Source organism: Phyllobacterium chamaecytisi (assembly GCF_020164455.1).
GTDB classification, from domain to species: Bacteria; Pseudomonadota; Alphaproteobacteria; order Rhizobiales; family Rhizobiaceae; genus Phyllobacterium; species Phyllobacterium chamaecytisi.
This window is the reverse complement of record NZ_JAIQWW010000007.1, coordinates 1-19118: the sequence shown is the minus strand read 5'-3', so window position 1 is coordinate 19118 and position 19118 is coordinate 1. Positions and strand designations below refer to the sequence as shown.

At 55.6% G+C, this 19118-nt stretch carries 19 protein-coding genes; 16 read left to right on the top strand and 3 right to left on the bottom strand.

The window, feature by feature from the left end; genetic code table 11:
- Position 1: 1 nt before the first annotated feature.
- Positions 2-748, bottom strand: coding sequence for a phosphonate metabolism transcriptional regulator PhnF (gene phnF, locus LB462_RS12435; protein ID WP_224508306.1), 747 nt, complete (start codon positions 746-748; stop codon positions 2-4).
- 90 nt (positions 749-838) lie between these two features.
- Between phnF and phnG the strand changes: the two genes are divergently transcribed.
- The 14 genes from phnG (at position 839) to phnN (ending at position 12944) form a co-directional block, all read left to right on the top strand.
- A complete protein-coding gene (phnG, locus tag LB462_RS12430) occupies positions 839-1321 on the top strand; it encodes a phosphonate C-P lyase system protein PhnG (RefSeq protein ID WP_224508304.1) in 483 nt (160 codons plus the stop codon).
- Positions 1321-1932, top strand: a complete 612-nt coding sequence (gene phnH / locus LB462_RS12425) for a phosphonate C-P lyase system protein PhnH (protein ID WP_224508302.1) — start codon at positions 1321-1323, stop codon at positions 1930-1932. The genes phnG and phnH overlap by 1 nt, the downstream gene beginning before the upstream one ends.
- A gap of 3 nt (positions 1933-1935) precedes the next feature.
- On the top strand, positions 1936-3042 hold the full coding sequence (locus LB462_RS12420) for a carbon-phosphorus lyase complex subunit (protein ID WP_112528593.1): 1107 nt from the start codon (positions 1936-1938) through the stop codon (positions 3040-3042).
- Between the two features lie 256 nt (positions 3043-3298).
- The gene (locus LB462_RS12415; protein ID WP_224508300.1) at positions 3299-4192 is read left to right on the top strand and encodes an alpha-D-ribose 1-methylphosphonate 5-phosphate C-P-lyase PhnJ; all 894 of its coding nucleotides are present in this window, start codon (positions 3299-3301) and stop codon (positions 4190-4192) included.
- Complete coding sequence (gene phnK / locus LB462_RS12410) at positions 4189-4965, top strand: phosphonate C-P lyase system protein PhnK (protein WP_224508298.1); 777 nt, start codon at positions 4189-4191, stop codon at positions 4963-4965. The genes LB462_RS12415 and phnK overlap by 4 nt, the downstream gene beginning before the upstream one ends.
- Before the next feature lie 9 nt (positions 4966-4974).
- Positions 4975-5685 carry a phosphonate C-P lyase system protein PhnL gene (gene phnL / locus LB462_RS12405; RefSeq protein ID WP_224508296.1) on the top strand — a complete coding sequence of 237 codons (711 nt, stop codon included), beginning with the start codon at positions 4975-4977 and terminating at the stop codon, positions 5683-5685.
- A 227-nt stretch (positions 5686-5912) separates the two neighbouring features.
- A complete protein-coding gene (gene phnC, locus LB462_RS12400) occupies positions 5913-6746 on the top strand; it encodes a phosphonate ABC transporter ATP-binding protein (RefSeq protein WP_224508294.1) in 834 nt (277 codons plus the stop codon).
- An 82-nt stretch (positions 6747-6828) separates the two neighbouring features.
- Complete coding sequence (phnD, locus tag LB462_RS12395; RefSeq protein ID WP_224508292.1) at positions 6829-7743, top strand: phosphonate ABC transporter substrate-binding protein; 915 nt, start codon at positions 6829-6831, stop codon at positions 7741-7743.
- A 71-nt stretch (positions 7744-7814) separates the two neighbouring features.
- Complete coding sequence (phnE, locus tag LB462_RS12390; RefSeq protein WP_224508290.1) at positions 7815-8774, top strand: phosphonate ABC transporter, permease protein PhnE; 960 nt, start codon at positions 7815-7817, stop codon at positions 8772-8774.
- Between the two features lie 7 nt (positions 8775-8781).
- Positions 8782-10122: a phosphonate ABC transporter, permease protein PhnE gene (gene phnE / locus LB462_RS12385; protein ID WP_224508289.1), complete on the top strand. Its 1341-nt coding sequence runs from the start codon at positions 8782-8784 to the stop codon at positions 10120-10122.
- Between the two features lie 81 nt (positions 10123-10203).
- On the top strand, positions 10204-10911 hold the full coding sequence (locus LB462_RS12380; RefSeq protein ID WP_224508287.1) for a DUF1045 domain-containing protein: 708 nt from the start codon (positions 10204-10206) through the stop codon (positions 10909-10911).
- A 43-nt stretch (positions 10912-10954) separates the two neighbouring features.
- Positions 10955-11182, top strand: a complete 228-nt coding sequence (locus LB462_RS12375) for a hypothetical protein (protein WP_224508284.1) — start codon at positions 10955-10957, stop codon at positions 11180-11182.
- A complete protein-coding gene (locus LB462_RS12370) occupies positions 11182-12321 on the top strand; it encodes an alpha-D-ribose 1-methylphosphonate 5-triphosphate diphosphatase (protein ID WP_224508281.1) in 1140 nt (379 codons plus the stop codon). The genes LB462_RS12375 and LB462_RS12370 overlap by 1 nt, the downstream gene beginning before the upstream one ends.
- A gap of 8 nt (positions 12322-12329) precedes the next feature.
- Entirely contained in the window at positions 12330-12944 is a 615-nt protein-coding gene (phnN, locus tag LB462_RS12365; RefSeq protein WP_224508279.1) for a phosphonate metabolism protein/1,5-bisphosphokinase (PRPP-forming) PhnN, read from the top strand.
- A gap of 56 nt (positions 12945-13000) precedes the next feature.
- On the opposite strand, the gene LB462_RS12360 is transcribed toward phnN, so the two are convergent.
- Positions 13001-14095, bottom strand: coding sequence for a porin (locus LB462_RS12360; protein WP_224508277.1), 1095 nt, complete (start codon positions 14093-14095; stop codon positions 13001-13003).
- Positions 14096-14413: 318 nt separating this feature from the next.
- On the opposite strand from LB462_RS12360, the gene LB462_RS12355 reads away from it, so the two are divergent.
- Together LB462_RS12355 and LB462_RS12350 are read left to right on the top strand one after the other, a co-directional pair.
- Complete coding sequence (locus LB462_RS12355) at positions 14414-15553, top strand: tyrosine-type recombinase/integrase (protein ID WP_224508275.1); 1140 nt, start codon at positions 14414-14416, stop codon at positions 15551-15553.
- A gap of 236 nt (positions 15554-15789) precedes the next feature.
- On the top strand, positions 15790-17304 hold the full coding sequence (locus LB462_RS12350; protein ID WP_224508273.1) for a DUF1254 domain-containing protein: 1515 nt from the start codon (positions 15790-15792) through the stop codon (positions 17302-17304).
- A 1555-nt stretch (positions 17305-18859) separates the two neighbouring features.
- Here LB462_RS12350 and LB462_RS12345 read toward each other — a convergent pair.
- A partial coding sequence (locus tag LB462_RS12345) for an ATP dependent DNA ligase (RefSeq protein ID WP_444358588.1) occupies positions 18860-19118 on the bottom strand: 259 nt, incomplete at its 5' end.

Genomic DNA, 19118 nt, shown 5'->3' with positions numbered 1-19118 from the left:
GTCATCCGGCGCTGTTGTTATCGATCGCAATTTCCAAGCGGTCTGCGGCAAAGCGGGTTTTCGAATATTGAATTGGATGGCCTTTGGTATCTACGTTGATGGCCGTTGCAACGAGAACAATAGCTCCGGGGGAGAGTTTCAAATGGCGCAACTCCTCCGCTTCGGCATGACGCGCGGCAATAAGTGTCGACTTGCGCAAATAGTCGTCTATTCCCGCGGCTTTAAGAGCAAATGTTATTGAACCGGATGAGCGATAGTCTTCTGCCACATTGGGTACGCGCGCCGCATCGAACCATGCCGTGGCGCACGAAACCGGATTGCCGTCTGCGGTGTGCATCGTGTCAATCCTGATCACATGCCCTGACGGCATATCCAGCGCCTCGGCAACGTCGGCGGGTGCCTCTTCAAGGCGGTGGGCAAGCAATATGCCCTTGGTTTCGCGCACCTGTGTGGAAAGGATCTGCGAAAAGCGCGTGCGCTCGCCGATGCGGTAAGTGAGCTTCTTGTTGTTGGCGACAAAGGTGCCGCGTCCTTGTTCGGCTCGCAAGACGCCCTCCTTGGTGAGCGCGGCTATAGCACTGCGGATCGTGTGGCGATTGACCGCAAAACGCGTTGCCATTTCGATCTCAGGCGGCATGCGCGCGCCATTTGCCAGTTTTCCCGCCGAGATATCACCCCTGATCTGATCTGCGATCTGGCGCCAGATTGCGACGCCACTGTTGCGTGTGATGAATCGTGCCGATGTCACGTTCTGTCATGCTCCTGTCATTGACCTGATCTATAAACACAGTTATTGTCTAGTTGTATAGATGATTAGACAAATTTTAGCGAGGTGTCAATGGGCAACGAAAATTCAAGCGCCACTCCGACTTCTGGCGAAGCTGATTTCGGGCGCAAGGCGGCCATGGCCTTGCTGGCACAGGCAACTGTGCAGGAGATGAAGGATTTCTGGATGCATTGGGCGAACAAGCCGCAGGTCGAGACCTTGCGTGGGCCCGAAACCGGCCTCGTCATGATGCGGGGACGCATCGGTGGTGGCGGTGCTCCCTTTAATCTGGGCGAAGCAACAGTCACACGTGCAACAGTGCGGCTCGGCAATGGTGCTGTGGGTCACGCTTACGCCCTTGGACGATCGAGCGAGAAAGTCCGACTCGCGGCGATCTTCGATGCGCTGTGGCAGGAACCTGCCTATCGCCAGACGGTTGAGGACACGATCCTCGCCCCCATTGCGCAGCGCCTCAACGACAATCTCGAAGACAGACGTGCCGAAACGGCTGCGACAAAGGTCGACTTCTTCACAATGGTGCGAGGTGATAATTGATGCGCGCAGTTACACAGGTTTACGAAGGCGGTTTCAGCGATACTGTTTTCAATTCGCAAGAGGTCTTCCGGGCACTGATGGACGCTATGGCTAGCCCGGGCCTCGTAATTGAGATCGGCAATCTGGCGGCTGCACCGTCGCCAATTTCCTCGGTGGCAGCGTCAGTTGCGGCTACTTTGTTTGATCATGACGCAACGGTCTGGTGCGACAAGTCGATTACCAGCTCAGCGGCGGCAATTGGCTGGCTGAAGTTTCATACCGGACTTGAACTGACGTCAAATCCATCGGGCGCACAATTTGCGTTGATCGGCGACCTTGAGACGATGCCATCATTAGAATCCTTTGCCAAAGGCACCTCGGAATATCCGGATCGCTCGACAACAATTATTCTCCAGATCGATGGTTTTAACGGGCCAGAAGAACTGACGCTAAGCGGCCCAGGCATCAAGGACACGCAAGGCTTTGCGCCAAGCCAGTTGCCAAAAATGTTCGTTGATCAATGGGCCGCCAATCGCGGCGCCTTTCCGCGCGGTATCGACCTTGTCTTCGCTGGTAAAGGCGCACTCGCTGCATTGCCGCGCACGACGCGCATTTCAAAAAAGGAGGCGTGAGTTATGTATGTTGCTGTCAAAGGCGGTGAAGCCGCCATTCGCAATGCGCATAAACTGCTTGGCGACCGCCGCCGAGGCGATCGTTCGCTGCCGGCGATCGGCCTTGACCAGATCGTCGAACAGCTTGCATTGGCAGTCGACCGAGTCATGGCTGAAGGGTCGCTCTACGACACCGAGCTCGCGGCACTGGCAGTAAAGCAGGCGCGGGGCGATATGATCGAAGCGATCTTTCTGGTTCGCGCTTATCGCACCACATTGCCGCGCTTTGGCTATACCAGGCCGGTGGAGACCTCGCAGATGGCGATCGAACGACGCATATCTGCAACTTTCAAGGATTTGCCAGGCGGACAGTTACTCGGTCCGACATTCGACTATACGCATCGTCTGCTCGATCCCGAACTCGCCGAAGATGGGATCGTCGAAACGCCCGAACGTCGTGTTGAAGTGCGCGAGCATACGCCGCGTGTCACCGATATTCTCGGCCATGACGGTATGATTGAAGCCGATGGCGATATGCCCGAGGGCGTCGAGACAGGGGATCTCACACGTGAGCCGTTGTCGTTTCCACTGGAGCGCGATTTGCGTCTACAGGCGCTGGCTCGGGGTGATGAAGGGTTCCTTCTCGGTCTCGCCTATTCGACACAACGAGGCTACGGGCGCAGCCACCCTTTTGCTGGCGAAATCCGTATCGGCGAAGTCGAAATCGAACTGGAAGTTGCCGAGCTTGATTTTCCTCTGACGCTGGGCCGCATTCGCGTCACCGAGTGCCAGATGATCAATCAATTCAAGGGCTCATCCAAACAGCCCCCGCAGTTTACCCGCGGCTATGGCCTCGTATTCGGCCAGAGTGAGCGCAAATCCATGTCGATGGCGCTGTGTGACCGCGCATTGCGGGCGAGGGAACTCGGCGAGGACATCACGGCTGCAGCGCAGGACGAAGAGTTCGTCATTTCCCACAGTGACAATGTGCAGTCCACCGGCTTCGTCGAGCATCTGAAACTGCCGCACTATGTCGACTTCCAGGCAGAGCTTGACCTCGTGCGCCGCATGCGCGGAGAGCATGAACGCCGCGAGAGCGAAAACAGCGAAACCAAAGAGGCAGCAGAATGACGAGAGTGAGGTTCGACCATATTGCACCAGTTCTGTTTCACGGATGGCGAGACAATCCACTAGGAAGGTGGCGAGGCCGATGCCTTTCCATCGGACGAAGCTGCCTGACAACGTGGTTGGCCGCCAGCCGGAAACCGATAAGGCCGGGTGAATTTTGCTCAAATCCTTCGGGCTTCGGCATCGTCCGATGGGAAGGCATCGGCCTCGCCAAATCCCTCGACCTTGAACCAAATTCCCTCCGGCAGAACGGTGCAATATGATCGAATCTCACTCTCAGCTTGCGACATATAATTTCGCCTATCTCGACGAACAGACGAAACGGATGATCCGCCGCGCTATCCTGAAGGCAATTGCCATTCCCGGTTATCAGGTGCCGTTCGCGTCGCGCGAAATGCCGATGCCCTATGGTTGGGGCACGGGCGGCGTTCAGGTGACGGCTGCGGTGATTGGCCCGAATGACACGTTGAAAGTGATCGACCAAGGCGCCGACGATACGACCAATGCCGTGTCGATTCGCGCCTTCTTCCAAAAGGTTTCCAATGTTCGGGTGACTACAAAAACGACGGAGGCGACGATCATCCAGACGCGCCACCGCATTCCCGAAACTGCGCTGCAAGCTGGGCAAACGCTCGTCTATCAGGTGCCGATCCCGGAACCGCTGCGTTTTCTTGAGCCGCGCGAGACCGAGACACGAAAGATGCATGCGCTTGAAGAATATGGACTGATGCATGTGAAACTCTATGAGGACATCGCGCGTCACGGCCGCATTGCCACGACCTATGCCTATCCGGTGAAGGTCGAAGGTCGTTATGTGATGGACCCATCGCCCACACCAAAATTCGACAACCCAAAGATGCATCAATCTCCAGCACTGCAACTATTTGGCGCCGGGCGTGAAAAGCGTATCTATGCCATTCCACCCTATACGGAAGTTGTCAGCCTGGATTTTGAGGATCATCCATTCGAGATTCAGACATTCTCTGAGCCATGCGCGCTGTGCGGCGCCAAAGGCAGTTATCTCGACGAAGTCATTCTCGATGACAAAGGCGGCAGCATGTTTGTTTGCTCGGATACCGATTTTTGTGAGGATCGGCAGGCGGAGGGCCATCGTGGCCATCTCTCGGCCAATCCTGCGGAGGCAGCAGAATGAGCGATATACCACTCCTGAAAGTCAAAGCGCTTTCGAAATTCTACGGAAGCCGGATCGGCTGCCAAAACGTGGCCTTCGAGTTGTGGCCAGGCGAAGTTCTCGCAGTCGTTGGCGAATCAGGTTCAGGCAAGACGACGCTGCTGGACTGTCTGGCAACGCGCCTTGCACCCTCCACGGGTTCGGTCGAGTATCGGATGCGTGACGGCCAGTTCCGCGATCTCTACCGCATGAGTGAGGCGGAGCGGCGCTTTCTGATGCGTACGGATTGGGGCTTCGTCCATCAGAATCCAGCGGATGGATTGCGAATGACCGTATCTGCCGGCGCCAATGTCGGCGAACGGCTGATGGCTGTTGGCGACCGGCACTATGGCAAGATCCGCGCGACCGCTACCGATTGGCTCGGCCGTGTCGAGATTGCCACTGACCGTATCGATGATCAACCGCGCGCTTTTTCCGGCGGTATGCGCCAGCGCCTTCAGATCGCGCGAAATCTGGTCACCAATCCGCGGCTCGTCTTCATGGATGAGCCAACAGGCGGTCTTGATGTATCGGTCCAGGCAAGACTTCTCGATCTGCTCCGTGGTCTCGTTAGCGATCTCGGTCTGGCGGCGATTGTGGTCACACATGATCTTGCTGTGGCGCGTTTGCTCTCGCACCGGATGATGGTGATGAAGGATGGTCACATTGTCGAGACGGGTCTCACGGATCGCGTTCTCGATGATCCGCAGGCGCCTTACACCCAGCTTCTCGTTTCCTCCATCCTGCAAGTCTAGGAGACAATCATGCCAACACCTCTCGTTGTTTCCGACGTCGCCAAGAGCTTCACCATGCATTTGCGCGATGGTATCCGTCTGCCAGTGGTGGCAAACGTCTCCTTCTCCATCAAGGCGGGCGAGTGCGCAGTCCTCGGCGGGCCTTCCGGAGCAGGCAAGAGCTCGATCCTGAAAATGGTCTACGGCAATTATGCCGTGGATCGCGGTCAGATCATTGTTCCTTACCGCGATCGGCTTGTTGACGTTGCGGCCGCCGATCCGCGCACGATGCTGGGCATCCGTCGCGACATGATCGGTTATGTCAGCCAATTCCTGCGCACGGTACCGCGGGTTTCGGCGTTGGACGTTGTCGCGGAACCGCTGATTGCACGCGGTGTTGATCGTACAGACGCACGCGACAAGGCCGGATCATTGCTGGCCGGACTCAATTTGCCTGAACGGCTGTGGTCACTGCCACCAGCGACATTTTCGGGCGGCGAACAGCAGCGCGTCAATATTGCCCGCGGCTTCATCACGGATCATCCGATCCTGCTTCTCGACGAACCAACGGCGTCGCTTGATGCCAAGAACCGCGATGTGGTGGTCTCTATGATCCAGCAGAAGAAGGACACGGGCGTGGCGATGCTTGGTATCTTCCACGACCAGGATGTGCGGGAAGCTGTAGCCGACAGGATCATCGATGTCACGGCGTTTTGTGTACCGAATGGCGTAGCGGCATAATTCCACCTTTGGGCTTTATTCGATTTTAAATCATCGGTTTTTCGGGAGCGGATCACGCAAATTTGTGTGCCGCTCCCGTTCTCTTTTGCACCGTCCAGGTGGGTTTTCCGTGGATAACACCTAGCCTGAGAAAGCAATCCGAAGTTGTCACGCAACTGAAATGAAACTGCCATCGCAGGTTCACACAATCCCTCTAGGACGAAGCAGCGGCCAAAAGGGATTGACGAATGCTGAAGATTGAAAACGTGACGCGGCGCTTTGGCAGCAATATCGCCATCGACAACGTCAATGTTGAAATTCCGCAGGGCCAGATGGTCGGCATTATTGGCCGATCGGGCGCAGGCAAGTCGACGTTGCTGCGTATGATCAATCGGCTTATCGATCCTTCCGAAGGCTCGATACTGTTTGAGGGAACCGATGTCGCCAAGCTGCGCGGTTCGCACCTGCGCAATTGGCAGCGTGATTGCGCGATGATCTTCCAGCAGTTCAACCTTGTGCCGCGTCTCGATGTCCTTACCAATGTGCTTCTTGGTCGCCTGAACCATCGTTCGACGATCAAAAGTCTCCTCGGCATCTTCTCCAACGATGAGCGCGCCATGGCGGTCGCTGCTCTCGATCGGCTCGATATCGCCAAGACCGCCCTGCAACGCGCAGGCACACTCTCCGGAGGGCAGCAGCAGCGTGTCGCCATAGCTCGCGCGTTGATGCAGAATCCGAAAGTCATTCTTGCTGATGAGCCCATCGCTTCGCTCGACCCGCGCAATGCGCAGGTCGTCATGGAGTCGTTACGCGATATCAATGAGAAGGAAGGCCTGACTGTTATCACCAATCTGCACACACTTGATACCGCCCGGCATTTTTGCAGCCGGATCATAGGCATGCAGGGCGGCAAGATTGTTTTCGACGGCGGTCCGGATGATCTGACTGAACTGGCCGCCCGCCGCATTTACGGTGCGGATGGCCTCAAGGATGCGTTTTCAGAAGCAATTACATCGACGAGTATCGTACGCGGTCCACAGAAGCCAATCCCGGAGTTGGAGGCCATTCTGGCCGCGCGTTGAGCGTAAAAAGATCGTCTTGCCCACGTTACGGGCCCATACGAAACCGATCACAAACTCATTGGACGTTTGACAGGAGAGAACCATGTCGTTCAAAAAAGCCCTTCTAGGCGCAATCGCGCTCAGCGCGATGCTTACCGGCACAATGGCCCGCGCTGAAGACCTCAAGGAATTCCGCATCGGCATCCTCGGCGGCGAGAATGAAACCGACCGCCTGCGGAACTTCGGTTGCCTTGCCGACCACCTCAAAGAGACTTTTGGCTTTGAAAAGGTTTCGCTGTTTCCCGCTGCTGACTACGACGGCGTGATCCAGGGTCTGCTCGGCGGCACACTTGATTTCGCCGAACTTGGCGCTTCCGGCTATGCCGCAGTCTATATCAAGGATCCCAAGGCAGTTACGCCGATCCTCACTACACAGCAGACAGACGGTTCGACCGGTTATTATTCCATCGGTCTCGCCCGTAAGGATTCTGGTATCAAGACGATTGCCGACGCCAAGGGCAAGACCCTCGGTTACGCCGATCCGGATTCAACTTCCGGCTATCTCGTTCCGTTGACCCAGATCCCCAAGACCACTGGCATGCCGAACGACAAGTTCTTCGCAAAGACCCAGTTCAATGGCGGTCACGAGAACAATCTTCTTGCTGCTTATGACGGCAAGGTCGACGTTGCGGTGGATGATTCTTCCGGTCTCGGCGATTTCAAGGATGGCTACACCTCCGGCACGTTCCGCAAGGAAGTCGACAAGGGCGCCGTTGATCCTAGCTTGCTGGTCGAAGTATGGCGTTCGCCTCTGATCCCGAACGGCCCGCTGGTTGTTCGCAACGGTATTGGTGATGAATGGCACGCCAAGCTTGCCGATTTCTTCATGAAATTGCCAACAACCGACAAGAAGTGCTTCGAAGCTGTAGAAGGCGGTGACTTCAAGGGCTACCAGCCGGTGAAACCCGAATTCTACAACGCGGTCATCGACATCCGTAAAAACGCGATCGGCGGCTAACGCTTGCGATCAATCACGGGGTGGCTGGTAACGGCCACCCTTTTTCTTGTGCGCTCCATGCGGATCAACTCATGACGTTTGCCGACTCTCAACCGCAACTGCAAAGTTCGCACGACATAGCCGAGTCGTGGCGCAAGGTCGTCGCACGTCGCCGGATGTATACGGGCCTCGGCTTGCTCGTGTTGTTCATCGGGTTCGTAGGCTCCGTTCGTTTTGCCGACGAAAGCAATGCGGGCCATTTTTTCGATCGTCTCCCCCACCTCTTTGATTTTCTCAGCTGGCTCGTGCCCAAGGACTGGAGCGATGTGTGGCGGGCACTGTTCGATATCGCAAGCCCTAACGACAAGGGTGGCCAGGAGTTTAATTTTGATCTCGGCCGGGTCTATATCTGGGGCGATTTCTATATTCCCGAATATTTCGAGTTGATGATTATCACATTCAATGTGGCACTGGTCTCCACCATTATCGGGTTTATTTTTGCGGTCCCACTCAGCTTCATGGCTGCGCGCAATCTTACTCCGTCCAATCCACTGCGCATCGCAGTCAAACGATTCATGGAATTTCTCCGGGCTTTTCCGGAGATTGTCATCGCAGGGTTGTTTTCGGCTATTCTTTCAATCGGACCGATCGCGGCGATAATCGCGATTAGCCTGCATTGCATCGGTGCGCTTGGAAAGCTTTTCTACGAGGTTATCGAGAACGTCGATATGCGCTCGGATGAGGGCATGCGATCTGTAGGCGCCAGCTGGTTGGAACGGGTCCGGTTTGCTGCCTTGCCGCAAGTACTGCCAAACTTCATGTCCTATGCACTGCTGCGGCTCGAAATCAATGTTCGTGCCTCGACCATCATTGGCGCCGTCGGCGGAGGCGGCATAGGTGAAGAATTGAAGCTTTCAATCTCACGCGGCTTCGGTGCCAAAACTTTGGCGCTGGTGTTGCTGCTGTTCGTCACCATCTTTGCCGTCGATCAGTTTTCCGCTTGGCTGCGACGCCGGCTGGTTGGCGAAAACGCCTTCCTTCTGAAGCATTGAGGATGCCATGACCATTATCGATGCACGCCAGGCAGAATCAATCCAGGAGCGCTATCCTGAGGTCTTTCAGCGCTCCTTTTTCAAGCGCTTCGCGCCTTTGCTGATGGTTATCAGCCTATTCCTCTACGGTATCTACGCAGTCTGGTTCTTCGAGATACCCAAGGCCATATCGGAAGGCCATTGGGAGCGCGTGGGGATTTATCTGAGCCAATGGGTCAGCTATGACGTCCAGGCTGAATTTCGGCTCGAAGGCGACACGATCACCCCGAAATATCCGCGATTTTCACCATTGGGTAATGACCCAAACCCTGATTGGGTGAAGCAAAACAGCGATCGAACCGTGACCGTTGAAATTCGTGGACCGAGCCGGGCAGTGACTTTTAGCGACACCGAAGCAACGCTGACGGCACATGGCGAATCCGTGCGAGTGGAACTATCGGGCGGAAAGCCTACCGTCTCAGGAAACATACCACCCTGGGTCAGCGTCTATGATGAAGATGTCGTCGCGGATATGGGCTTTGCAGGAGAAGTCCGTGTCGAGGCTGACCGCGTCAAGATCCGCAAACGTTTCCTTGGCTGGGCCAATTTCATCTTCGATCCGCAATCACCCTTTTTTGGAAAATCGATCGGCGAGGTGATGAGCCTCGTCACGACCGGCCCCCAGATCGAGCCTGGAAGATCAAACCTGTCGCTGGCCATCGATAACTTCCTTAACAATGGCGAATGGCAGCACGGGGATGTCTGGGTCAAACTCCTGCAGACCATCATCATGGCGTTCCTTGGAACAATTTTGGGTGCAGTAGTCAGCTTTCCCTTGGCATTTCTTGCCGCCCGCAACATCACATCAAGCCGCCTTGTGAATCAATCGTTCAAGCGTTTCTTTGATTTTCTGCGCTCGGTCGACATGCTGATCTGGGCCTTGTTCTTTACCCGTGCATTTGGACCGGGTCCGCTTGCGGGTAGTGCTGCGATCTTCCTGACGGAGACCGGGACACTCGGCAAGATATACTCCGAGGGACTTGAAAACATCGACGACAAGCCGCGCGAAGGTGTGCAATCGACCGGTGCAAACCATGTCCTGGTCCAGCGCTACGGTGTCATGCCGCAAGTGGTGCCGGTCATGATCAGCCAGACGCTTTATCAATGGGAATCAAACATTCGCGGCGCGACTATCATCGGTGCGGTCGGGGCTGGCGGTATCGGTCTCAAGCTCTGGGAAGCGATGCGCACCAACAAGAATTGGGAAAATGTCGCCTATATGGTCCTCTTGATCCTGTTGGTTGTGTTTATCTTTGACAGCATCTCCAATGCGCTGCGATCGCGGCTGATCGGCAAGCCACAGCATTAGAGGCAGGGACTATTAATATGACAGCATTCAAAGGCTTGTCATAATCGGAGCGTAACGCGAGAGTGTTCCGGAGGAATCAATATGCGCTATGCGATCTATTTCACGCCGCCATCAAGTGACCCGCTTCTGAAAGTCGCGGCGAACTGGCTTGGCCGAAATGCCTTTACCGGTCAGCCCGTGAGGCCGCCGCAGATCCGCGACCTGGCGCATGAGGATTTCACGCTCTTGACGTCATCGGCACGTCGCTATGGCTTCCATGGTACTTTAAAAGCTCCGTTCCGTCTTGCCGAGGGCTTTGAGGAAAAAGAGCTTTTGTCGGCTCTCATGCATTTTTCTTCATCCATGGATCCAGTAGAGATTCCGAAACTACAGATCGCCAACCTTGACGGATTTTTTGCATTGGTTCCGGAAGAGCCGGTGGCGCGCCTCAACCAACTGGCGAACGACGTTGTTGTCGCGCTCGACCGCTTCCGTGCTCCTCCAACTGATGAGGAAATCAAACGGCGTAATCCAGACAGAATGACAGTGTCGCAGCGGCGAAATCTCGAACAATGGGGTTATCCGTATGTTTTTGAGGATTTTCGCTTCCACATGACGCTTACCGATATTGTACCGGAGCGCGACCGCCCCAAAATCGAACGGATTTTGAGCGAGTTCCTTGAACCGGTTCTGGAAGAGCCTGTTGAGATCAACAATCTCGCGCTTTTTACCGAAGCCGAACCCGGTTTCCCCTTTGAAATACACTCGCTGCATCCGCTTGCAGGAACCAACCGAAGAAAGACCGCCTAGAGCTCTTTCTGACCATATTGACCTATTCTGACGGAGGCCTGTTGTGACAAGATCAAGCAAAGACACGAAGACCCGCACTCTGGGTGCGGGCGAGGGGCTTGGCGTAGATATTGGCGCAACAGGCCCCGTCCCTTCGGGTTTCCGACTGACGGACACCCGCTTTGTCAGGCGGCTTCGTCCGATGTCCCGCATCGGCCCCGCCACCTTCCGCGCGGATCGTCTCGTCAGTCGAGAAACAGAATACGGCCAATATGGCCAGAAAGAGCTCTAATGTCTGCCGAATTGATCTTGAGCAACGCAAAAATCGTCCTTGAGGATGACGTCATCTCCGGGACGGTTGTGATCAGAGATGGCAAGATCGCCGACATCTCGGAAGGTTCGGTTTCTCAGGGTGAGGATTTTGGAGGTGACTACCTTATTCCCGGACTGATCGAACTGCATACGGATCACCTCGAGGGGCACTATATGCCGCGTCCGCGGGTGCGCTGGAATCCCATCGCGGCAGTGCTCGCGCATGATGCGCAAATCGCTGCATCGGGTATTACCACGGTTTTCGATGCCCTGCGGGTCGGGCTTGATGAGGATGCGGACATGTCGGCAGATGAAAGCCGCAAGCTTGCCGATGCAATTGAAGATAGTGTGGAGCAGGGCCGGTTGCGAGCCGATCATTACATCCATTTGCGCTGTGAGGTATCGGCGTCTGATTGCCTTGAAGGCTTCGCCCACTTCGACAATGACAGCCGTGTCCGCCTGGCGTCCCTGATGGATCATGCGCCGGGTCAGCGGCAGTTCGTCAGTCTTGAAACCTATGCCTATTATTACCAGCGTAAGCTCAAGCTTTCGGACAAGGAATTCAACGCGTTCTGCGAGAAACGTATGGCGGAATCAGCGAAGAATTCCGGGCCGCAGCGCAAGGCCATCGCCGATCTTTGCCGCGAGCGCGGAATTGTTCTTGCCAGCCACGATGATGCGACGCGTGCCCACGTGGATGAAGCGGTCGAGCAGGGCATTCATGTGGCGGAGTTTCCAACGACGCTCGAAGCTGCCGCTGCATCAAAGCAGGCCGGACTTTCAGTGCTGATGGGCGCGCCGAATGTGGTGCGCGGCGGTTCGCATTCAGGAAATGTATCGGCACGCGAACTGGTCGAACACGGCCACCTTGATATTCTATCGTCCGACTACATTCCGTTCAGTCTGATCCAATCGACCTTTTTTCTTGGGGAAACTGTCGACGGAATCACGCTTCCGGATGCCGTGCGTCTCGTGACGAAAAACCCGGCAGAGGCTGTCGGATTCGAGGATCGCGGTGTGATCCAAATCGGCAGGCGCGCCGATCTCGTGCGGGTGCGTGTCGACGAACACATCCCAGTGGTGCGTACGGTCTGGCGGGAAGGCCGCCGGGTCGTATGATGGCGGGAATGATCGAGCGCGCGCTCAATCCCGCATCTGCACCGCTGCGCAATGGTGTCTTCGTTGCCGTTGTCGGGCCGAGCGGGGCAGGGAAAGACACGATCATTGATTTCGCTCGCGCCGAGCTTAACGAACAGCCGGGCTACCATTTCGTTCGCCGTGTCGTGACCCGTCCGTCGTCGATAGATGCGGAAGATCATGACACTCTCAGCGAAGAACAATTCCTGGAGGCAAAGCGGGCAGGACAGTTTTCACATTTCTGGGAGGCGCACGGCCTACATTACGGCTTGCCGAAATCTGTTGACGACGAGATCGAGCGCGGGGCAGTAGCGATCGCCAATGTCTCGCGCGGTGTATTGCCCGCACTACGTGCGGCCTACGCCAATTTTATCGTGGTGCATATCACCGCATCGCATGAGGTTCTGGCAAAAAGGTTAGCTTCACGCGGACGCGAAGATGCAACTGAAATCCAGCGCCGTCTGATGCGGGCTGCTCCCAATCCGTGCGATCCGGCAGGTGCGATTATGATCGACAATTCTGGAGCGGTTTCGGTCGCTGGCAACGAGTTCGTTGCAGTCCTGAAAAAATCTGCAGCGTTTGCTGCTGTCTCGGAACAGATTTAACTCAGTTTTAGCAGAAATCCGGAGGCACCCCCTCCGGATTTCAAGCTATTCAACTTCTAGAAATTGCGCTGGAAGCGGATGATGCCGCCGAACGCGTCATCGCTGCCGCCTTCAAGAAGGGCCTCATCCTTACGGGCACCGTCGAACTTGGTATAGTTGATTTCAGGCGTGATCGTGAAACCTGGAACAAGTTCGTAAGCCACGTTGAGGGCGAGAGCATACGTGCCTTCGGATTCATAAGCCGCCTGACCGTTGATCGTCGCCTTGTCAGAAACCTGGGCGGCGAACCCGCCCCAGGCTGCCCAGTCGCCTTCCCACAGGCCGTACCAGTTTTTGTTGGTATTGGTCACGAATGAATCCGGGTCGTAATCGGATTGATAAGCGCCCATTACCCAGGCTGAGATCGTATCCGTGAATTTCACGTCCAGACGCGCCTTGACGCCAATGGCCTCTTGCACCGAGTCGTAGCCGATAATGCCGGAGATCGTTCCCCAGCCCTGTTCGAATTTCGCGCCTGCGAGAACGTGGGGCATGTAGTCGTCGATAGTGTAATCGTATCCCCCTTCCGTAGAGCCCTGTTCAGCGGCAATGATGGCTGAGAAACCATTGCCAGCCTTGTAGGTGTAGCTGATCTCGTTGCTGGAGAAACTATCGCTGCCATACTGGATCACGTCATCATTGACGATATCACCAGCATAGCCGACCCATGAACCGAAGATAGCGTCATTGACACCGATCTGGAAGCCGCCGAGCTCAATGTAGGCCTGATGAAGAGTAGCACCATCGTCCTCGCCATCGGTATACTGGAAGCGACCGTCAATGTAGGAGCGCAATGTGCCGAGTTCGGTTTCGGAGCGCGCGTCAAATCGAAGCTCGGCACGAGTGCTTTTACTCCAGGTGTCGTGCTCGCCGCCTACAGGACCACCGGTATAGACATTGTCACCAGCGGCTGCGTCGTAACGCAAATAGCCGCCGATCTTCAGGCAGGTTTCAGTTCCTGGGATGTAGAAGAAGCCAGCGCCATAGGCGTCACATACCCTCACGTATTCAACAGGCTCGGGCTCTGCCACGACCACCGCGTCTGCAGCGTGCGCGCTCGATGCCGCTATGAGGGCAGCAGCCGAGCCGAGGAGGAAGCTTTTGATGTTCATTTCCGATCTCCGGTAAAAAAGATAAGTCACAAGCTCATGTCCCCAACCGATGCATATTCCCGTTCGCTGACACGCGCAAAATCTAACCACTATCGAACTGCGGGTTCTGAAATCGTTGTTGCGAATTTACAACATTCAGTATTTTGGGATGCACATTCCCGCACATTTCTCGACATACAGGACACATCTAGACCATTGATTTTATTGCATCTTTGCACATTTGATGCACATCGCTGCACACTGGTAAACGCTTCCTTGTTTTAGGGACAACCATAATCCTATTATGAAAGCGCAGCATTCATAAGGACATCCAATTACATGGCGCGTACACTTAACAGATTGACAGATACGTGGCTCAAGAAGGCGACGATTAAGACAGGCATTTATGGCGACGGCGGATCGCTGTACCTTCGGGTTCAGGGGTCGAGCAGGAGCTGGTTATTCATTTATCAGAATGGCGGCAAACGTCGCGAGATGGGGCTGGGCGCGTATCCCGATACGTCGCTCGCCAGCGCACGCGAGAAAGCGAAGGCCGCACGTGATCTACGCTTGAATGGCATAGACCCTCTAGCCGACAAGCACAAGATTGCGGATGTTGTGCCGACCTTCGAAGAGGTAGCGGAGCTATGGGTCAAGGCTAACGAGGCACATTGGTCAGCTGGTGTCGCGGCGCGGTATCGCTCGTACCTGACAGGTCATCTCGCAACCCTGTCACCCATCGCAATCGATATCGTGTCAACGAATGACGTTGTGACTGCCCTACGCCCTACATGGGGTACCCCCACGTCGCAGTTTGCGCGGTCAATGATCGAACGCGTCATCGACTACGCCACCGTATCAGGGCATCGCGCATCGACCCCGAACATCGCACGCTATCGCGGACACATTCAACACCTGCTACCGCAAGGACGCGCGAGTATACGACACCATCCAGCAATGGATTATGCTGACGTTCCGGCATTCTACCAAGCGCTGCCAAACACGCTCGCAGGTCGCATGCTGAAACTCACGATCTTAACCGCTTGTCGCTCGCGTGAGATACGAGAACTGAAAGGTCATGAAGTGCAGGCTGATCGGATCGTTATTGGCGCAGAGCGATACAAGACGCGCAAGCAGCACAGCATCCCGATTGATGAGACATGCCACGCTCTTATCGCACCCTGTGGCAACGATGATTATGTCTTCCCGGGTAAGATCGAAGGTCGTCCCATCAGTGAGCACGCATTTGACGATCTGATACCGGACGGTGCAACGTGTCATGGGTTCCGCACATCGTTCGCTGTGTGGGGCGTCGAGCAGGGCGGTTTTACGGATGAGCTCATGCAACGCTGCCTCGGTCACGTTGTCGGCAGCGCAACATCGAGAGCGTACCAGCGTTCTGACTTCTTCGAGCAAAGACGTGCTGTTCATGAGGCGTGGCATTTATTTGTAACAACGAGACCGACGTTGACCAGTTGAAACTCATTCCAGTGGCATCATGTGTAGTGCCTCAAGTCGCCCCGGCAACGGGGTAATCTCGGTCGTAGGTTACCGTAAGATACTCCCCGCAGGAGCGGCACTGCAATAGGCTTCACTGCACTAAGGATTGTAGGTGCGGGAAAGGGTGGCGGCAGCACAGAAGAGCAGTTTAACAGTTACGTACTTCTTTATCGCCACTGCCTGATGGATGATGCGCCGCCAACGAGGAGAGAGTAATGATACGCATGACGAGACTGCTTTGCGCGACCGCCGCGATGGTGCTGATGGGCTTGGGCACCGCTTCCGCCGAGACGGCGCCGAAGATGAAAATGACGACACCTTTCGCACCGGGCGTCGCCGTGCCAGACAAAATCGAGTCCTCGATAGGGACGCTGAATCTGAACTATGGCTATCCCTCTGAAGATACCGTTGACAAAATCTACGACAACCTGGACCGTTCGCGCGCGCTACAGGCTTATCTGCTAGCGATTCCGATCGTAAATCAGGCCGGCATGCGCGACTCGATACGCAAGTTCGGGCCCGATAACCAGACCGACGTGATCTGGGAAAATCTGGTCGATCCGAGGACCGTAGAGCTGACGGCCAACGACAACACGATCTACAACTACGTTTGGGTTGACACGAGCAAGGGACCGTTGGTGGCCGAGATTCCGCCCAAGGTGCTGGGGATGGTCGATGACTTCTGGTACAAGTGGGTGGCCGACATCGGGTTCACCGGGGCCGACAAGGGCGAGGGCGGCAAGTACCTCCTGTTGCCGCCTGGATTCAAGGGCGACATCCCATCGGGGTATCACGTCGTGCGGCCGAGCACCTTCGGCAGCTACCTCGTTTTTCGTGCTTTCCTTGTAGACGGCTCCACCCAACCTGGGGTTGACTCCGTCAAGAAGAACCTGCGGATCTATTCCTTGGCCGAAGCCGCCAACCCGCCGCCGATGAAATTCGTCAATGCCTCCGGGATTCCATCAAACTTCGTCGCACCGGGGGACTACTCGTTCTGGAGCCTGTTGAACCAGGTCATCCAGGAAGAGCCGGCGGACGGTTCCGATCCCACCACCTTGGGTCTGTTCGCCTCGATCGGCATCGTCAAGGGCCAGCCCTTCAATCCCGATGAACGGATGAAGAAGATCCTCACCGACGCCGCCAACATCGGCGCCGTCACGGCACGGACAATCGCCTTCAAGGTTCGCGCGAAGGATGCGTATTTCTATCCGGACAGTACGTGGCGCCTGCCGTTTTTCGGCGGCTACAAGTTCGAGGCGGCGCCCGGTGTCAGCAACCTGGATGGTGCTGTCTTCTACTATTACTTTGCCATCGGCGTCACACCGGCGATGGAGGAGAAGATGGTGGGCCAGGGTTCGCAATATCCCTGGTCGGTTCAGGATGCGGAGGGCAATCCTTTTGATGGCGGCAAGACTTACAAGATGCGCCTGCCGCCAAATATCCCGGTCAAAGATTTCTGGTCGGTCATCGTCTACGACAACCAGACCCGCTCGATGGTTCAAACCGACCAGCAAGCCCCCAGTGTCAGTAGCCAGAACAAGGGGGTCAAGGTCAATGCGGATGGTTCGGTGGATGTCTACTTTGGACCCAAGGCCCCGGCCGGTATGGAGAACAACTGGGTGCAAACGATTCCCAGCAAGGGCTGGTTCATGATCCTTCGCCTCTACGGTCCGCTGGAGTCATGGTTCAACAAGACCTGGAAGCCGGGCGAGATCGAATTGATCAGGTAAGGGGAGGATAACGATCCCATTATATTACTATATCCGAGAGCAAGCCCCATGCCCGGGCTTGTTCTTATGCCATTGGTTTAGCCTAGCTTCCGGTTCATCGACGTAGTCGCGGTCTGCTTGACTGCTCTGATTTAAAGGCGACCACACCTGCGGCAGGAGTTTCTTGTAATGGAGGAACAAGATCAGTGACCTTGTCGATGTAATTCAAGGTTCTGGTGGCAAATGACGCGCGGGGTTTTGTTCATCACGAACAACGAAGCGCAATAAAGATCAATCCATTACGTACCGACCCATAACATGTGACCATAACGCACGAGGTCAAGGTACCTTTGCCACAGGGTTGGCATGATGCGCAATCGATCACTCACCAATCGTCACGAGCACCCTTGCATACCCTACAATCTTGAGATGAATATTCGCGCCGCAAGTAAAAAATTTTATTCCGAGGGAGTTCTGCGTCCGCTGCCACGCCTTGCCCTTTTGCCACCGCGTCGGCTTGCCGGCAACCGGTTCGTTCTCTACAGGCGGAATGTCATGTGGTTAAGATTCAGTGAGGCCCGACGCGGGGTTCACTGGGCGGTGGTTCGCCGGGCCTCGTGCCGGAGCTCGTGAGCTCTCCGACTAGGGTCCAACGTGTTTGATGAAAGATCGCTCCGGTACTAATTCTAATGAGCTAGGTGAGGCCCGACGCCCCTCCTTGGGCTCGGATGACAGACGCCGGAGCCTCTGCCGTCCCTCGCGAGACGACCTGGCTACAACAGCGATTTCGGCAATTGTGTTCCAAGAACCTGAAGCCCTGAAAAAATAAAGCCCAATCTATCGGAAACGCAAAACCGATAGATCAGGGCTCAAATTTGCTGACGCGTGAAAAAGAAGCAGTCTGCTTTCTTCGTCAGCGCTTTATCGCCAATTAGGGGCTCTAAGCGTGGAACCGCCTCACGAATGTTCTCTTCGATTGCGGGAATGCCACGGCCTTACTCCTATCAACTGTTGGAAGATCGGAGTGAGGTCCTCCCGCCTAGGTTCCGCACCGGAAGCTAGAGACGCCCCCGATTCGGGTAAATAAACATATCGATCTAATTTCGCTCACCATCGCGTGAACGCGCTTTAATCATGGCATCCGGCGCCGCACTATAAAAAATACGCAAACGGCCACGACGACGGCAATGGCCGTTAATGGAAACATAATGAAAGCGGTTGAAAGCAGATCAGCTGGAATGGGCGTCATACTTTCTGTTCCTGTTCATTGGACTCATAAAAAGTGAGGCCCGTCGCCGGGTGTCCCAAGGGGGGATTGCGACGAGCCTCTGTCAGGAGAGGCCTACATCTCCGACGAAGCCTAAAACCGTCTCGCGGCTCCGTAATTCCGTATTGTACGATATGGCACGAAGTTCTGTTGTGGAAGAGGTGAGGCTCAGCGCCCACAGCAACAGTCTCCCGAACCTCTCGGAACTCAGTTAGGTGAGGCTCGGAAGCCTATGAAACATCCGAGCCTCTGTTGCCAGGTGCGTGTGATGTCTGCCGGACAACGCTGGTCCAACTCTCATCAAAGTCATTAGTTCCGGTCAATCCTGTAGATTTCAGCGCTATCAGCAACTTCCCTTAGCCCCTTAAAGGATGTGTGACGCAGTTTTCGATCATGCGTCCACCCGCTGAATACGACTTCAGCTACGAGAGTTGGTTCCGTAAACACCAGTGTCTTACCCCTGACCGACGCCGCTGGCTTGTCGATGCGCATAGTATCGAGCTTTTGTTTCAGGTCGCGAGCCAGTTTGGACGAAAAGCCTGTACCGACATTGCCGACATAAACGAGC

Bases quoted from the DNA above. Each gene is read 5' to 3' on its own strand.
- LB462_RS12415 (WP_224508300.1), top strand. From the start codon at position 3,299: ATGATCGAATCTCACTCTCAGCTTGCGACATATAATTTCGCCTATCTC.
- LB462_RS12360 (WP_224508277.1), bottom strand. From the start codon at position 14,095: ATGAACATCAAAAGCTTCCTCCTCGGCTCGGCTGCTGCCCTCATAGCG.
- LB462_RS12350 (WP_224508273.1), top strand. From the start codon at position 15,790: ATGATACGCATGACGAGACTGCTTTGCGCGACCGCCGCGATGGTGCTG.
- LB462_RS12355 (WP_224508275.1), top strand. From the start codon at position 14,414: ATGGCGCGTACACTTAACAGATTGACAGATACGTGGCTCAAGAAGGCG.
- phnH (WP_224508302.1), top strand. From the start codon at position 1,321: ATGCGCGCAGTTACACAGGTTTACGAAGGCGGTTTCAGCGATACTGTT.
- phnC (WP_224508294.1), top strand. From the start codon at position 5,913: ATGCTGAAGATTGAAAACGTGACGCGGCGCTTTGGCAGCAATATCGCC.
- phnD (WP_224508292.1), top strand. From the start codon at position 6,829: ATGTCGTTCAAAAAAGCCCTTCTAGGCGCAATCGCGCTCAGCGCGATG.
- LB462_RS12370 (WP_224508281.1), top strand. From the start codon at position 11,182: ATGTCTGCCGAATTGATCTTGAGCAACGCAAAAATCGTCCTTGAGGAT.
- phnE (WP_224508289.1), top strand. From the start codon at position 8,782: ATGACCATTATCGATGCACGCCAGGCAGAATCAATCCAGGAGCGCTAT.
- phnK (WP_224508298.1), top strand. From the start codon at position 4,189: ATGAGCGATATACCACTCCTGAAAGTCAAAGCGCTTTCGAAATTCTAC.
- phnN (WP_224508279.1), top strand. From the start codon at position 12,330: ATGATCGAGCGCGCGCTCAATCCCGCATCTGCACCGCTGCGCAATGGT.
- phnL (WP_224508296.1), top strand. From the start codon at position 4,975: ATGCCAACACCTCTCGTTGTTTCCGACGTCGCCAAGAGCTTCACCATG.
- LB462_RS12420 (WP_112528593.1), top strand. From the start codon at position 1,936: ATGTATGTTGCTGTCAAAGGCGGTGAAGCCGCCATTCGCAATGCGCAT.
- phnE (WP_224508290.1), top strand. From the start codon at position 7,815: ATGACGTTTGCCGACTCTCAACCGCAACTGCAAAGTTCGCACGACATA.
- phnG (WP_224508304.1), top strand. From the start codon at position 839: ATGGGCAACGAAAATTCAAGCGCCACTCCGACTTCTGGCGAAGCTGAT.
- LB462_RS12380 (WP_224508287.1), top strand. From the start codon at position 10,204: ATGCGCTATGCGATCTATTTCACGCCGCCATCAAGTGACCCGCTTCTG.